Origin of the sequence: Staphylococcus sp. HMSC34C02 (genome assembly GCF_001838705.1) — a bacterium.
Taxonomy (GTDB): domain Bacteria; phylum Bacillota; class Bacilli; order Staphylococcales; family Staphylococcaceae; genus Staphylococcus; species Staphylococcus borealis.
In genome coordinates, this window is the sequence record NZ_KV838558.1 from 90,258 (window position 1) to 106,352 (window position 16,095).

A 16,095-nucleotide genomic window follows, 5' to 3' on the forward strand; every position below is an offset into this window, starting at 1 on the left:
TAAATCTATTAATGACATTAATTTATATATCAACCTAAAAAATGAGATTGAACATTCAAACCAGTCGTCTTTACGATGACGTGTTTATGTTCAATCTCATTCATTTAATCAATCTCTAGTTTCTTTTCTAGCTTCTGATAAGCTTTCAATATTCTCTTCTTGTTGCTTTTCTTTTTCTTTCTGTCGTTGCTTTTGAACGTCATAATAAATTTTCTCTCGACGTTCCTCTCGAATTCGAGCACGATTTTTAAGTTCCTCTGTTGAATTGTATTCTTTAGAGCTCAATAAAATTGAAGAGCGTTTTGGTGCATCATCTTTACGGTACATGTATGCGCCTGTACGGTATGCTGCTCTCGCAACTAAATGCATACCAACTGGTGATGTTAAGTTGATAAAAACAATCGATAATAACAATCTTACACTAAAGAAACTCTGTTGATTCGTAAAGTAAATTAACACGCCTACTAATGTTAATAAGACAGATAACGTCGAACTTTTAGTAGATGCATGACTTCGTAGAAAGACATCTTGAAATTTAACAATTCCAATCGCACTAATCACAGCAATAATACTACCAAGAAATATAAGGAGCGCGGCAATCAACTCAATGATTTCGTTTATTTGTACCATTGAATACACGACCTCCCCCTATAAATCTAGAAATAGATACAGAACTTACAAATGAAATAATGGCAACAAGCATAATAGAATCAAGGAATGACACAGTGTTATAAATCACACTAACCACACCTATAATACACATAATAACAGCACTGGAAGCATCAAATGCTACAACCCTATCTGCTGTTGTAGGTCCTTTGATTAAACGGAATAAGCCAATTATGAACGCTATGCCAAACAATACTAATGCACTTGTAATGAAGAAATTCGTGAGCGTTTCAATCATTGTGTCACCTCCGTAATCAAGTTTTCATATTGTTTTATACTTTTAAGTAGGCTTTCTTTTTCTTTTTCAGAAACATCAATACTGTGTATAAAGAATTTATTCGTTGTCTTTGAAATTCGAATCACTGTCGATCCAGGCGTAATAATAATTAAAATTGTCAAAAAGGTTATGGCCCAATCATTTTTTAATTTCGTTTCATACGTTAATAAGCCCGGATTCATATGATTCGTTTTGAATAAAATGTACTTAATAATACTAATACTAGAAGTAATTAATTGATATAAATAGACGCCGAGAAACTTGATAGCTACCCATATCTTTTTAGGATAAAAAGCTTGTCCAAAGAAACGATGCAGTATATAAATTACTATTAAACCAATGATGAAGCCAGATACGAAGGTAGAGAATTGAAATGAGTCTTCATCTTGAAACAGTACCCATAAAAATGCGATTAATATGTTCAATACAATTTGTCTCATTTATTCCCCTCCTTCAAATGTGTGTTAACAATGCTATGGAAGTAATTATCATCCAAATTCAATTTTGTAGCATTTTCAGTAGCATGCATCACGACTGGTGCTGCAATACCCATTGCAAGTACTACTGCGACTAAGACGCCCAGAATTGTTTTACGATGTTTAGGTAGCGGGTTGAAATCAACCTGTTCACCATCATTATCTCCAAAATACATAATAAATAGAATTCTAAATAAGCTATACATAGCTAATAAACTTGTGATAATCATTAATGCTAAGCCAATGTAATTACCATTTTCAATTGCACCTTGGAAGATTAACACTTTTCCTGGGAAACCACTAAATGGTGGAACGCCTCCAATCGCAAATATCATAACAACAAATGCAACACCAAAGAACGGTTCCTTCTTAGCTAGCCCACATAAGTATTTATATTCACGGTAACCAGACATATACACTAAGCTACCTATAATAAAGAACAACATCGTTTTAACGATAATGTCATTGGCTAGATAGAAGATGGCACCATGGACACCTGCAAACGTATTTGAACCTAGACCTAAAATGACAAAACCTATTGATAATATAACCTGATATGAAGCGACTTTCTTAATATCACGATATGCGATAACGCCGAATGCGCCTATAAGCATTGTGATACAAGACATAAATACTAGCAATGGATGTGTCACGCCTGTATGTTGGTCAAATAGAAGTGTAAAGAAACGAATCAGTGCGTAAGCACCTACTTTCGTCATTAATGCTGCAAATAAAGCTGCAAGTTCAGTGTTAAGTACTGCATAGGCTTTAGGTAACCACATGAAGAGTACCAGTGCGGCTTTCGAACCAAATGCCACAATAAAGACAATTGAAATAATAATAATCGCTTTATTGTCATGAATTTGATCTAAGCGTAATGCGACTTGTGAGAAGTTTAATGTTCCAACTGTCTTATATAACAAGCCAATACCTAGTAAGAAAAACCATGAACCTATGATATTTAAGACAACATAAATAATGGCCGCTCTTAATTGTTCGACAGATTGACCTAATGTTACGAGCACGAATGAAGCGAGTAACATAATTTCAAACATAACATATAAGTTGAATAAATCAGATGTTAAGAATGAGCCAATAACACCCGTTGTTAAGAACAAAATAAATGTAGGCAAGTAGTATCGATTAACACGATCCTCGCCACGTCCAAATCCATAAGACATGATCAGTGTCACAACAAATGATGCAACAGTGACCATAACTAAACTTAAAGCATCACCTAAAAATTGAATACCAAAAGGTGCTGCCCAACCACCAAAATCAAGGGTGATAGGTTTATGCTGTAGCACATAGATTAATAAATAAAGTGAAATAATTGTATTAATAGACATTGTTCCAATGTACAAAATTTTAGATAACATGTTTTTTTCTTTCGTAAAAACAAGCACCAATGCACATAACAATGGTAATAGGATAGGAAGAACTAATAAATTACTGTTCATTGTCATCCTCCTCTCCTCTTAATACATCAATATTAGATTCCTTAGTAACACGGTATGTTCGATAAACAAGCACTAATAGAAATGCAGTCATCGCAAAGCCAATAACAATTGCAGTAAGTACAATCGCTTGTAATAACGGGTCCACATAATTGGTATTAGGACCATGAATTAACGGTTCTGTCATCTTATTACTATAATGACCCATACTCATAATGATTAGGTTCCCGGCATGTGTATAAATCGAAATACCTATAACAATTCGAATTAAGTTGAGTGATAGTATCATGTACGTTCCTATAAACACTAAAAATCCTATCACAAGTAATAATATTAAATTCATGATTTACCACCACTCAAAGCCAACATAATTGTCTCAATGACACCAACAACCGTTAACAATATGCCTAATTCAAATAATGTAATTGTTGTTACATGCAATTCACCTAATAAAGGTAAATGGATGTATGCTTCACTTTGATATAGGAACGCTTTACCAAAGAACACTGGCACAATTGCAGTAAGTGCCGAAATGATAGCACCAACAATCATCAATTTTTTAAAATCGATTGGAAGACTTTCTAAAACTTCATCTACATCAAAAGCTAAGAACATTAGGATAAAGGCCGAGCTAAAGATTAGACCACCTATAAAACCGCCACCCGGATTATTATGTCCCGCAAAGAAAACATAAAACCCAAAGGTTAATAATATAAAGACAACGATTTTAGTAACGGTTCTTAACACAACATCATTTTCTTTCATCTTGGCCCCTCCTATCTTTGTAATGTAATAATGTATAAATACCTAAACCAGCTATGATTAAAACAATACCTTCAAACATTGTATCCAATGTTCTGAAATCACCTAAGATTGCATTTACGATATTTTTACCGCCAGTTAATTCATAGGCATTCATATAATATTTAGAAATTGACTCAAAACCATCACCTTGTTGGGCAATAAATATCAGTGTCACGACGGCTCCAGCCATAATAAATGACACGATAATTTTGACAGTTTCCTTTTTCATATTCGCAGTTGTTCGTGCGATGTTTGGCAATCTTGAGAAACTGACAATAAAGAGAATTGTCGTAATTGTTTCTACTACTAATTGCGTTAATGCTAAATCTGGTGCTCTCATTAATAAGAAGAACAATGCCACACTATAACCGATGATGCCATTTAAAATAACCATCGTTAAACGTTGACGAATAAACACTAACGCGATACCAACAATACTGATCATAATGCCTAAAATAACTTCCAATGGGCCAAATTCTGAAACTTCTATTTGATGTAGCTTTGGCAAGCCGACTTGGAATATACCGTAAGCAATTAATATAGAGAAAATGAGTACTGTAATAATGTTATAGTGGTTTAATCTGTTGTTCATTAAACCTCGGATCATTTGACCAGAATAACGCTCGAAACCTCGATACACATTACGATAAGAAGTTGTTATCGATGCATACTTAATCACTTGATGCGTTATCGCTTTCCAGTTCACTTTTAACGCTAAAATGAGACCAACTATAATAACAATCACACTAAAAATGAGTGGTAAGTTAATGCCATGCCATTGAGATACGTGCGGTGCTATTGCATCAACGTTGCTACCTAAATTGGTAACATTACGAAGTGCTGGCAATACTAAACGCTCAGTGAAAACGTTAGGGATAAAGAAAATAACAGGTATCATAACCATTAAAATGATTGCTGGCAAACTAAACAACCATGGTTCGTGAATGTGTTTCTTAGGCACTTTCTTTTCATCAAATTCTCCCCAAAAAGTTTCTTTAAGCATGTAAACTGCATAGACAAAAGTAAAGATACTCGCGATACCACCAATTGCTACCACAATAATCGTTAACGTTAAACCAAATTGTTGTAATTCGATTGCGCTAACTAGAGAATCAAAGAACATCTCTTTACTCAAGAAACCATTTAATAACGGTACACCTGCCATTGATAACGCAGCGAGTGTCATGACTAAGTTCATTTTCGGGAAGTATTTTCGCATACCACTTAAGCGACGAATATCTCGTGTACCAGCTTCATGGTCAATAATTCCGACACCCATAAATAAAGCACACTTAAATATAGCGTGATTCATTAAATGGAATAAACCTGCGAATAATATGAGTGTGTAGGTTTCTGCCATTACACCTGATGGATGTTGTGCAATGCCTCCACCTAGACCAACCATCGACATAATCATCCCTAATTGACTAATAGTTGAATACGCTAAGATACCTTTTAAATCATATTGTCTCAAGGCTGTTACAGAGCCGAATATCATCGTAATCAATCCAACAAACGTAACAATATAAATATAACTATCACTTAAGCCTAAAATAGGCGTGAATCTAAATAGTAAAAAGATACCAGCTTTAACCATTGTAGCCGAGTGCAAATAAGCACTTACAGGCGTTGGAGCAGCCATGGCTTTAGGTAGCCAAATATGAAATGGAAATTGTGCTGATTTAGTAAAAGCCCCAATTAACAACATTATCATCATTGGTATAAATAGAGCATGTTCGCTAATGCTATGACTTTGTGTAAGTAATTCTGAAATCGTATTTGTACCAGTAATGATATATAGCATAATAAAACCTGTTAATAAGGCTAAACCACCTAATACGGTAATGATAAATGACTGAATTGCGCCTAATTGACTTTCAGCATTGCTATACCAGTAGGAAATTAATAGAAATGACGATACACTCGTTAATTCCCAAAATACATACATTAAAATAGTGTTGTTTGAAACGACAATACCTAACATACTAAACATGAATAATAATAAATATAAGAAGAAACGTGGCAAGTTATCTCTATTAGCAGATAAATATTGAGTAGCATAGAAAAATACTGCCACCCCTATAATGGAGATAATTAATCCGAACATTAATCCCAGGCCGTCTAATCTGAGGTCAAGATTAACATCAATAGCGGGCATCCATGGAATCTTAAATTCTACAAATTTTCCATTTAAAACACTGGGAATTTGGGTCAAGAAATACCCTGAAGCTAAAATAGGTGCTAACAATGCAATATATCCCGCAAACCGTCTCAATGGTTTAATAAACAACGTCATTAGGACGATTAGCATAATAACGATTAGTCCACCTAGTAAGTATACTAAGCTCATCAAAAGCCTCCTTTTCAATAAAAATTAAATTATAAATTTAAAGCGATAATTGTATGAAGTTCATCATCGGCAGACAACCCGATAAATTTAACCGTTTCTTGTGTTGTCTGATGACCTAAATATTTTTGTATGATTGCAATAGAAATACCCGATTGGTAAGCATGATAAGCAAACGTTTTACGCAAAGTTGTCAAACCAATATGACACAACCCTAATTCTTCAGCCGCATGATGAATGATTCGGTAAGCTTGTTGTCTAGAAAGTTCCTTATGTGTTCTTATTGATTGGAATAATAATTGATTGTCCATAAGGTTATTATATTCAATAAACCGCTTAATCTCTCCACGCAAGTCATTCGGCAACAAGATTTTAATTGCAGGTGCACATGATTGAATCCAAGAAGATTTAATGTCATCTTGATCATCCATTTTGACGTCGTTTACTTTTAAATTTAATAAATCTGTTAAACGTATACCCGTATGTATTGCTAATTTAAATAAAAGATAATCTCTATCTGATTTACGTTTTAATACATCATACATCTTTTTTATATCATCTTTATTTCTGATTGGTTCAACTTGATTCATCTATCCACCTCATAAAAGTTTCTTATTTAATGATAAACCATATTTTAGTAACATGAAACGTTTTTGCTCAAATTTCTTTAAAATAATGTGTCTCTTTTTTGAATTGATTTCGATATATAGAGTGAAAGGAGGTGACAAACACATGAATGAAATTTCACAATTATCTATTGTTTGTACGCATATCACTCACGATGCAAGTGGCAAAGCAAAAGAAACGAAACGTCGTTTTACAAACTTAAATACAAGAGCCACAGATTCAGAAATCAGATCTTTTGTTAATATCATCGCACATCTGATTAATGAACCATTCGACAAAATTGAAGTCGTTAAAACTCAAGATTTAGCTTAATTCAAATCTAAAAATAATTAAGGAGGTATATAATATGACAAAAACTTTAGAACTTGCTTTTAAAACAAATTTAAATAAAACTGCTAAATTGCAATTCCCGAAAGTTAACGTTGTTGTATCAGAGGCTGATGCTAAAGATGCCATGGATAATATTATTAAGCTTAATATTTTACAACCTACAGCCGGTACACCGATTAAAGCGACATCTGCTAAATTAATAGATGTTACGAGTACTGTCATTTTCGAAACAAAATAACCTATCACGATCGTGTTATGTCATTGATTTCGAAACAAAGCGATTATTACGCGTCCACATCGAAAATTGGCAGTAATGAATTGAATTGAGAAGGTACTTCAATGGTACTGTTCTCAGTTCTAGTCATCCTTGCGAGCGGACCGTAACATCAAACATGCGCCTATAAGCAAGACAAATTGGAGAGTAACAATGAATTCGACTTGAATTCTGTTACTCTCCTTTTTTAAACTTCAATTCAAAGTCCTACATATATAATGATGTGCATCGCGACAATTCCGCTACTGTATTTTGAAAATAATATTTTAAATGCGTATAATAATGATGTGTTAATTATAAAAAATGTAGGAGGTCAATTGTGGCATTTTTATTTATACTTGGTATCGTGGCTGGTATGATGGTTCCAATACAAACCTCAATTAATGCTCGTCTAGGACGTTTCACTGAATCAACTTTCTATGCGTCTACCATTTCATTTTTTATAGGTAGTTTATTTTTATTTATATTAAATGTAATTTTTAACCCTAAATTATTTGATGCTTCATTTTATAGTGGCCACACAATAGACTATCATTGGTGGGTTGGTGGTCTGTTAGGCGTTTGTTTCTTAACAGGAAACTTATTATTACTTCCCCGTATAGGTGCAGCATTAACAGTAGTTATGACCGTAGCTGGTCAAATCATCATGGGGGTCTTCATTGATACTTTCGGTTTACTTGGCGCGAGTAATCATCCCTTCACACTTTTAAAAGCAGTAGGCATTTTAATCTTACTCTTCGGTATTTTATTGATGAATGAGATACCTAAAAATAAACTTGAAGAAAAAACAAATCTTATGTTTTATGTATGGCTAATTATCGGATTTATATTTGGCTTTGCACCGCCATTACAAACAACCATTAATAGTGGTTTAGCTCAACAAATGCATAATTCATTGTTTGCGTCACTTGTATCATTTAGCGTTGGCACATTCGCGTTATTCATTCTAACGTTAATATTTAACCGAAGCCTTAAAATTAAAGTCTCACAACCAGATATAGGTAAAATCAAGCCTATTCATTTCATTGGTGGTGTATTAGGCGTTATTTTTGTCACTTCAAACATTATTCTAATGCCATTTTTAGGCGCAGCGTTAACTACAATTGTTGCCATGTTGGGACAAATGCTCATGGGCGTATTGATCGATCACTTCGGCTTAGGTGTTCCCAAAAATTCAATAACATTGCGCAAATTCAGTGGATTAATCGCTATTGCCATTGGGATTGTTTTATTACGTCTCTTTTAATTTGTATAACAGAATATTGATATATTTATTCAAAATGTCTTCTTTTCTTAATTGTTGAGAAGACATTTTTTTAATTTAATAATATTGGGAGTGGGACAGAATTCTTTTTAAATTCGTTGTCCCACCCCCGCAAGGGTGACTAGAACTGAGAAAAGCTTGATTTAAGCGCCTTTTCAGTTCAGTCAGCTACTGCGAATTTGCAAAATAGCTTCATTAGATTATTTTTGTCACAACCTCATCACCATAGTATAATCATTGTATAACAACTTTATAGAGGTGATTTTACTGAAGACATTTTTTACCCCATTAAAACTTTTAGTGACTGCACTTATCCTCCTGATTATCTCCTTCGGCTATTATATTTATTCAAAAATACCTAACGAACCAGACACTTCAAAAATAGAAACGCTCACTGCCAAACCTCAATATTCCCTTTCTTTTATTGGTGAACAGCAATCTCAAGAAAGCTTTACTTTATATTTCAATCCTTCTCTAGGCAATGTTGCCTCTTTATTTGTTAAAAATGGTGAAACCATTCATTCTGATGCTCCTTTGATAGACTATTATAACCCTATTCTCGAGAAAATGATTGTCTCTAAAAAGAAAGCTCTAGCTTCTCTTCTCAACCAATCCCCGAAACCACCAGGCGGACAACACATAGCGCTAAACACACAAATACTTGAACTTCAAAATCGGCTACAAACACGTATTCATTCCCCTATTCATGGCAAAGTAACCGTCTTAGATCCACATCCTTCTAAATTAAATACAAAAATAATGCAAATTAATAGCGAAAAACATATTATTCGTGCTAATATAACTGAATCCCAATTAGATCAAATTAAAATAAACCAAGAGGTAAATGTTACAACAAAGCACGCTAAATTATTCACTGGTAAAATTTTATCTATTTCTCAAATTCCTCACAAAGTGGAAAAAGGAGAATCCATTTATCAAGTAAATATTTCCACCCAAGATCATTACCCACTTGGTCGTCATTTCGATATTGATGTTGGAAGTTCTAAAATAGAACTACCTACAAATTCAATATTTGAAAATGATTATGTTTTAATTACACAAAATAACAAAATTATTAAAAGAAGAATAGAATATACTAAGAGCCCCAAAAATGGGTATATTATGGTATCCAAAGGATTAAACTTTGGGGATAAAGTTATCGTACACCCTTCATCCTCACTTCTATCCTATTAACCATAAGTTTTTCACAATAAGCTATTCGGAATAAATTTTATTATATAGAGCGAAATAATAATTGTTCTTAATTAATTGATTTTTATCAATTGCTTTGAAATTCAAACAAAGAATATAATAATCAAAATATTGTTTTATTAAGTACTTTTTTGTTTACTTCTTAATTCCATTTAGTTATAATTAACTAAATAATATAGCATTAAATTAATTTAATAAAATTTTTTTAATTTAAATTATTTAAGTATTTTTAACTATTATAGGACGTTATATATAATTTAACGGGCAAAATAGAAAAGCACACATAAATTGGGGAGGTTTCAAAATGGCAATTTCAAAAATCAATGATTGCTTCGAGTTATTAGCAATGATCACATACGCAGATAAATTAAAAAATATCATCAAAAAAGAATTTTCAATTAGTTTTGAAGAGTTCGCCGTTTTAACATACATTAGTCAAAGTAAAGAAGATGAATATTATTTAAAAGATATTATTAATCACTTAAATTACAAACAACCACAAGTAGTTAAAGCAGTGAAAAATTTATCTCAAGAAGATTACTTTGATAAAAAACGTAATGAACATGATGAAAGAACTGTATTAATCCTTGTTAATAGTACACAACGTAAAAAAATTGATTCATTATTAAATAAAGTAAATACACGTATTGAAGAAGCTAACAAAGAAACTGATTTATAATTTCTTTGTGGCTTTTCTAATTCTATTTGTTTTCGATATACATTTAAAAATCTGGAATTGTATTTCCAGAGAAATACAGTCTGGGACATAAATTATATAGTAATGCTAATTATCAAATTCGCAGTAGCTGACTGAACTGAGAAGGCGCTTAAATCGAGCTTTTCTCAGTTCTAGTCATCCTTGCGGGGGTGGGCGGGGCCCCAACACAAAAAATCACGAAAGTGATTTTACAAGCTAAGCAAGGTTGGGGTTGGGCCCCCAGCAAAGAGAATTTCATCAAGAAATTCTACAAGCTAAGCAAGCTGGGAGTGGACGACGAATTCAAAAGAATTCTATCCCGCTCCCTTATTTATATACTTTTATATTGTTAGCTCGATGCCGATTTTAAGCTAATACATTTAATATAAAACGTGCTGAATACATTCAAAACAATGATAAAAAGACAATTTCTAAATGATTTCAATAGAAATTGTCTTTCTCAAATAACTAAATTTAATGATTTACTTCTACTATCTGCTCAACATTTTCTAAAAAGTTCAAATATAAGACTAGAAACTTATCTTCTTCTTCTACATAGGGTGCATGTCCTGATTCTTCAAATAAAACTTTTTCAACATTTTGGAATCGTTCTTCGATTTTATAATGTTCCTTGTCATTTATAATTGGATCATAACGTCCATTTACAATGAGTGTAGGTACTTTAACGTAATGTGTATACCCTTGATTTACATATGCTGTATTTAAAAGCGCCCTACTAGCTATGGCACTATCCTCAGAATTCTGTTTACTATATAATCGTTGTCGTTGAATCCATTTCATCGCTGATTCTTTTTCTTTATAAATATAAGGGAATAGTAACAGTAGCGCTTCAGATTTATTAAACCCTGCAATTTCATCTTGGTGCTCAATCATTAATTTCGTAAAACCATGAACGATATCTTCAGCTTTAGAGGAGATAATGGTTAAAGATAATACATGTTTTTCATGCTTTTCAGTAAATTCTCTAGCAATAATACCTCCCATATCATGACCTAATATATGTGCTTTCTTTAAGTTTAATTTATTGATTAGTACATATAAATCTTCGACATGATCTTCTAAATCATATGAATCAGGACGTGATGATTTACCATGTCCTCGAACATCGTATGCAATCACTCTATAGTTCTCTTGTAGTTGTTTGTTTAATAAATCAAACGCTGCAGAATTACCATCTAAGCCATGTATTAAGATAACGGGGCTGCCATGTCCTTCATCTTGATAAGCTAATTTTGTTTGGTTTAACGTTTCGATTTTTTTCATGTTGGCACCTCCCTTAATTGTTACTATACCCACTTCTTTAAAAGTTACGCTATGAATGTTCTTAACTTTATTTCATAAATTATTATATAAAATGAATATTTAAACAAAAAAACAACCACCTCAAAAATACAGGTGATTGTCTATGTGTTAAGAACTAAACCCTAGTTCTCGATGATAATTTAATTGTGTAAAAAATAATGAGTACAACTATTAAAATCCAAATAACTAAAGAAAAGATTTGTGCAATCTCAGGTTTTGTGATTACAGCATCAACCGTCTTTTGACAAAATAACAAGCCAATAGCTGTGTACTCCATCTTTTTAAAGAAAATACCTATTAAACTTAATATAATACCTATAAAAAAGACAACTTGATGACTATAAATAGTGATTGGAACGATTCCCCAGTTTAAATTAAACGCACGCATAATAATTAAGATTAATGCAATAATGGCGACTGTATATCCTAATATCATTTCAAAACGGTTACTATAGAGAAATTTCTTCTTATCAATCCGTATATTGATAAAAATCGTTAACGGAAAAATAATAATGCAATAGAAAATTGAAATAGCTGTCGCCGCCTGGAATGGCACGTATTGTTTATCATAAAGATACGAAATTAAAATAAAATTCATAATAAAGAAAATAACAGGATTCGTTTGTAACCCAAATAAATTCCGTTGAATAATCAAAATAATTTGTGCTGGAGATTTACCTCTATAATCTAGATAATCTTGATCTTTTGATTCAGATTTCTTCAAATCTGTACGCAAATTTTCTTTAATATCATCGATTAAATTAGGTGCCATCCCTTTATGACTAAAGTAATCATTTATATTCTCAAGTAACACTTTATCATTGGTTCTCATAGGTTACTCCTTTGCTATAGTTTCGTTAGATTGACACGAATAGTTAATGGTTCAATTTAAAATTTTATCATACATTGACGTTATTTTCTGTTTAACCATAAAAAATAGGAGCAAGACGTCATTTAAAAGTTAGCATTTGACGTCGTACTCCTAGTGATTCATTGATAACATATATAGAATTTTAATTATTTAGCAAGATCAATACGATATAATTTGATGTTTTTATCTTGTGGTGAGTTTGAGCCAAATTGATAGCTTGTGTTACCTTTTTGGATATAACCAAAGTTACCACTTACTTTGTTATATTGAACACGCGCAATCGCATTTTGTCCTAAGCTTTTTTTCACTTGGTTATACGTTGGGCCATTGGCATCATTATAAGTCATAGAAATTCTTGTAACATGGCCTTGGTTCTTCTTACCTACTGCAGTTACAACCAGTAAACCTTTATTAGTGCGATATTCATAATATCCTTCATTGTTACTTGGATTTTTAGAATAAATCGGTGTACCGTATTTGTTTGTAACATTTTTGATTGATTCGCCAAGCGTAATATTTTCTAGAGATTTTTGACCTTGTGTTAATTGTTGAACTGTTTGAATTGTATTGCCGCTAGCTGCTTCAGCATGATTAACGCTTACTCCTGTCATTACTAGTCCTGAGACTAAAAATGCCGCTACTAATTTTTTCATAAGCACTCTCTCCTTTATCTTGTTTCTCGTCTTGTGCTTATTCATAGTATACCCTAATTGTTACTTAAATAACAGTATTATTACAAAAATATTACAAATTAAGTTATTTTATGTAACAAAAAGGATTGAGCGGGTTCTTGAAACCCGTCATTAGTGCTCAGGCATAAATTTCTTAATAAATGGTGTTACATCTTCAACAAATTTCTCTTTTTCTTCTTCAAAAGGATATAGACTTGATTGTGCATAAACATCAAACTGCGCCTCTTTTATTAAATCGGCTACTTCTTTAGATTCAAGTGTTGTAATACGCTCACCATGTTCACCTGCAATGATTAACGTTGGTTTCGTCACACGTTCAAATACATTTGATATTGCTGCTTCTTTAAAGACATCTTCAACCGCTTGCGTTTCTTCTTTAGTAGAAATAGCATTAGTATCTTCAACATGTTTTAAAAATTTATTCACTTTTCTTGGTTTATGATAACGACGCTTTTCTAAGAATTTGTTTTGTTTTTCATCGTCCCAGTTACGAATTTTATGAGAATACTTTCTAAATAAACGTTCTTCAGGCAACTCGCCTTCAATAGATGTTGGTGTCACCATAATGAGTGATGATACATAATTAGGATAGCGTTCTGCTAAATCAGCAATAATCGCCGCCCCCATCTCATGTCCTACAAATGCTGCTTCGTCTATATACAAGTAATCCAATAATTGTATAATATCATCTGCAAATTCATTAAATTTAATCTCTCTTGGTTTATCTGAATAGCCATGTCCTCTTAAATCAAGTAAGACAACTTGAAAAGACTTTGCCAAATCTTTTGCTAAATTTTGAAATATAGAAGCATTTTCATATGCAGTATGTACTAAGACGACAGGGTAACCCTCACCCATAGTATCGTAATGTAGAGATAAACCACCTTTTCTAGTAAATAAATCCATCTTATGCATCTCCTCCTTGTTTGATTTGAATTGGTAATATTGATAATAATTCTTCACTCGTTGTAATAATAAAATCAACTTCTTCTTCTAAAGGTTCTAATTCAGCGTCATCATGTTTAAACCACACACTTACCATGCCCATCGCACGTGCTGGTGCTACATCATTTAAAGCATCATCACCGACATACATAATTTCTTCTGGTTGAACATCTAATTGATGAATCATATCTTCAAATATTTTAGGATGGGGTTTACGAAATCCTACTGTTTCAGAAGTTGATAAATAATTAATCACGTGCCCTAAACCTAATGAATGTAAACGAAACTGTTTAATTTTAGATTTACCATTTGCAATCACACCTAAAACATAATCGCTTTGCGATAATTTCTCTAAAGTATATAACGTGTCATAATAAGGGAAGACATAGCGATAGAAATGCATTTCAAAATCATTAAACAGATCTTTCCACGTTAAACGATCGATATGAAACTGCTTAATAATTGCCTTATATAAATCGGGTTTATCATTATCTTCATCATCATCTAATTCAATAAATTTCTGTTTAAAATCCGCTAATTGAACGTGTACGAAATAATCATGAAATCGTTCGTATTGTTCCTCAATGAATTTATCACGAGATTTTGTTCTATCTAATAATGTACCTTCTAAATCAAACACAACTGCTTTTATATGACTTAAGTCCATTGTCAATTCCCTCTTAACTCTATAATTATTCTCATTTTATCAAAAAGTCTTCTTTAAGATAATAACGCAACATAGGTATGCTGTGATCAAATGTATATTTAAGCATGTCTAGATTGTTTAAGCAAAATGTAAAACAATGTTGGAATACCAATTAAAGCCAATATAATACTAGCAGGTATCTGTACAGGATGAATTAACGTACTGCCTACCCAATCTGCAATTAACATCATTGTAGCACCGATTAAACAATTTAATACCATGTGAATTCCTAACGTAAATCGCCAATAATAGCGTCTTACCAATTGAGGTACAACCATACCGATGAAACCAATAATTCCCGTATAAGCCACTGCAACTGCCGTTATTATAGACGCTAAAGTAAGTACGATAAACATCACTTGTTGCACATTTAAACCTAATGATTGACTCTTCAACTCACCTAATTGTAATAACTTAATCCCCGGTATCATAGTAAATAAAATGATGATAACAGGTATAGCTATTAGTCCTATGTAAATGACTTCTCTCGTTTCTGCCGCCGCGAATCCCCCGAAGAAGTAATTTGCGATTTGATTCATCTTACTAGGTTTAATTAACACAAGAATATACAAGAATGCATTAAAAAGTGCGCCAATCATCAATCCAGTAATAATAAGAATCTTCACCGGATAACCACGAGATATAGTTGCTGCAATCATCAATACAATTAATAGTGTGATAATACTGATGCCAATTGAAAAGATAGGTACCCAAATAAAAGATAATCCTAAAAAAATGGCCAAACCTGAGCCAAACGTTGCACCACTAGCCAATCCTAATGTAAAACTATCCGCTAATGGGTTATTCAACACAGTCTGAAACATATGGCCTGCTAAGGTTAGTATTGCACCCGTTAACATAGCTTCAATAATTCGTGGCAATCTAACTTTCAGCAATATCATTTGATTAAATGAATCTGCTAAATTACCCATATCCCATAATAAATAGAGTGTTATCACACCAATTAAACAGATGATCCAACCTAGCATTGTGAAATAAATATTCCTTGTCATTTTATCAACTCATCAACTATCTTTCTATAATTTCTTCTATTATAACTGATGATATAAAAGAATGGGACTGGAACAGAATTCTTTTAAAATTCGTCGTCCACTCCCAGCTTG

General features: G+C 32.6%; 19 protein-coding genes. 5 read left to right on the forward strand and 14 right to left on the reverse strand.

Annotated elements, in window-relative coordinates:
* Positions 1–108 precede the first annotated feature (108 nt).
* The 8 genes from HMPREF3239_RS01565 to HMPREF3239_RS01600 are packed head-to-tail and all read right to left on the reverse strand — an operon-like array spanning position 109 to position 6,620.
* The gene (locus tag HMPREF3239_RS01565; RefSeq protein WP_053030709.1) at positions 109–630 is read right to left on the reverse strand and encodes a Na+/H+ antiporter subunit G; all 522 of its coding nucleotides are present in this window, start codon (positions 628–630) and stop codon (positions 109–111) included.
* The gene (mnhF2, locus tag HMPREF3239_RS01570; RefSeq protein ID WP_053030711.1) at positions 605–907 is read right to left on the reverse strand and encodes a Na+/H+ antiporter Mnh2 subunit F; all 303 of its coding nucleotides are present in this window, start codon (positions 905–907) and stop codon (positions 605–607) included. The genes HMPREF3239_RS01565 and mnhF2 overlap by 26 nt, the downstream gene beginning before the upstream one ends.
* A complete protein-coding gene (gene mnhE2, locus HMPREF3239_RS01575) occupies positions 904–1,386 on the reverse strand; it encodes a Na+/H+ antiporter Mnh2 subunit E (RefSeq protein ID WP_053030713.1) in 483 nt (160 codons plus the stop codon). Before mnhE2 ends, mnhF2 begins: the two co-directional genes overlap by 4 nt.
* On the reverse strand, positions 1,383–2,882 hold the full coding sequence (gene mnhD2 / locus HMPREF3239_RS01580) for a Na+/H+ antiporter Mnh2 subunit D (protein ID WP_070854515.1): 1,500 nt from the start codon (positions 2,880–2,882) through the stop codon (positions 1,383–1,385). Before mnhD2 ends, mnhE2 begins: the two co-directional genes overlap by 4 nt.
* Complete coding sequence (gene mnhC2, locus HMPREF3239_RS01585; RefSeq protein WP_053030717.1) at positions 2,872–3,222, reverse strand: Na+/H+ antiporter Mnh2 subunit C; 351 nt, start codon at positions 3,220–3,222, stop codon at positions 2,872–2,874. Before mnhC2 ends, mnhD2 begins: the two co-directional genes overlap by 11 nt.
* Positions 3,219–3,644 carry a Na+/H+ antiporter Mnh2 subunit B gene (gene mnhB2 / locus HMPREF3239_RS01590; RefSeq protein ID WP_053030719.1) on the reverse strand — a complete coding sequence of 142 codons (426 nt, stop codon included), beginning with the start codon at positions 3,642–3,644 and terminating at the stop codon, positions 3,219–3,221. Before mnhB2 ends, mnhC2 begins: the two co-directional genes overlap by 4 nt.
* Positions 3,631–6,033, reverse strand: a complete 2,403-nt coding sequence (locus tag HMPREF3239_RS01595) for a DUF4040 family protein (protein WP_070854516.1) — start codon at positions 6,031–6,033, stop codon at positions 3,631–3,633. Before HMPREF3239_RS01595 ends, mnhB2 begins: the two co-directional genes overlap by 14 nt.
* A 29-nt stretch (positions 6,034–6,062) precedes the next feature.
* The gene (locus HMPREF3239_RS01600; protein WP_053030723.1) at positions 6,063–6,620 is read right to left on the reverse strand and encodes a tyrosine-type recombinase/integrase; all 558 of its coding nucleotides are present in this window, start codon (positions 6,618–6,620) and stop codon (positions 6,063–6,065) included.
* Positions 6,621–6,762: 142 nt separating this feature from the next.
* Here HMPREF3239_RS01600 and HMPREF3239_RS01605 point away from each other — a divergent pair, with 142 nt between their 5' ends.
* The 5 genes from HMPREF3239_RS01605 to sarA all read left to right on the forward strand — a co-directional run bounded on the left by HMPREF3239_RS01605 (position 6,763) and on the right by sarA (position 10,416).
* Positions 6,763–6,969, forward strand: coding sequence for a sigS mRNA-stabilizing protein SroA (locus tag HMPREF3239_RS01605; RefSeq protein ID WP_070854517.1), 207 nt, complete (start codon positions 6,763–6,765; stop codon positions 6,967–6,969).
* Positions 6,970–7,003: 34 nt separating this feature from the next.
* Complete coding sequence (locus tag HMPREF3239_RS01610; RefSeq protein WP_070854518.1) at positions 7,004–7,225, forward strand: DUF2922 domain-containing protein; 222 nt, start codon at positions 7,004–7,006, stop codon at positions 7,223–7,225.
* Positions 7,226–7,580: 355 nt separating this feature from the next.
* Positions 7,581–8,507 (forward strand): DMT family transporter, encoded by a 927-nt coding sequence (locus HMPREF3239_RS01615; RefSeq protein WP_070854519.1) that lies wholly within the window; start codon positions 7,581–7,583, stop codon positions 8,505–8,507.
* Positions 8,508–8,762: 255 nt separating this feature from the next.
* The gene (locus HMPREF3239_RS01620) at positions 8,763–9,719 is read left to right on the forward strand and encodes an efflux RND transporter periplasmic adaptor subunit (protein ID WP_256323725.1); all 957 of its coding nucleotides are present in this window, start codon (positions 8,763–8,765) and stop codon (positions 9,717–9,719) included.
* Between the two features lie 322 nt (positions 9,720–10,041).
* On the forward strand, positions 10,042–10,416 hold the full coding sequence (sarA, locus tag HMPREF3239_RS01625) for a global transcriptional regulator SarA (RefSeq protein WP_053030732.1): 375 nt from the start codon (positions 10,042–10,044) through the stop codon (positions 10,414–10,416).
* Between the two features lie 492 nt (positions 10,417–10,908).
* Here the strand turns inward: sarA and HMPREF3239_RS01630 are convergent, their stop codons facing one another.
* The 6 genes from HMPREF3239_RS01630 to HMPREF3239_RS01655 all read right to left on the reverse strand — a co-directional run bounded on the left by HMPREF3239_RS01630 (position 10,909) and on the right by HMPREF3239_RS01655 (position 15,960).
* A complete protein-coding gene (locus tag HMPREF3239_RS01630) occupies positions 10,909–11,718 on the reverse strand; it encodes an alpha/beta fold hydrolase (RefSeq protein WP_053030734.1) in 810 nt (269 codons plus the stop codon).
* A 154-nt stretch (positions 11,719–11,872) separates the two neighbouring features.
* Entirely contained in the window at positions 11,873–12,589 is a 717-nt protein-coding gene (locus HMPREF3239_RS01635) for a hypothetical protein (RefSeq protein ID WP_053030736.1), read from the reverse strand.
* A 185-nt stretch (positions 12,590–12,774) separates the two neighbouring features.
* Positions 12,775–13,281: an SA0570 family protein gene (locus HMPREF3239_RS01640; protein WP_070854520.1), complete on the reverse strand. Its 507-nt coding sequence runs from the start codon at positions 13,279–13,281 to the stop codon at positions 12,775–12,777.
* 150 nt (positions 13,282–13,431) lie between these two features.
* Positions 13,432–14,226 carry an alpha/beta fold hydrolase gene (locus HMPREF3239_RS01645; protein WP_053030740.1) on the reverse strand — a complete coding sequence of 265 codons (795 nt, stop codon included), beginning with the start codon at positions 14,224–14,226 and terminating at the stop codon, positions 13,432–13,434.
* A 1-nt stretch (position 14,227) separates the two neighbouring features.
* Entirely contained in the window at positions 14,228–14,932 is a 705-nt protein-coding gene (locus HMPREF3239_RS01650) for an HAD family hydrolase (RefSeq protein WP_070854521.1), read from the reverse strand.
* Positions 14,933–15,030: 98 nt separating this feature from the next.
* On the reverse strand, positions 15,031–15,960 hold the full coding sequence (locus HMPREF3239_RS01655; RefSeq protein WP_371106753.1) for a FecCD family ABC transporter permease: 930 nt from the start codon (positions 15,958–15,960) through the stop codon (positions 15,031–15,033).
* Positions 15,961–16,095 lie beyond the last annotated feature (135 nt).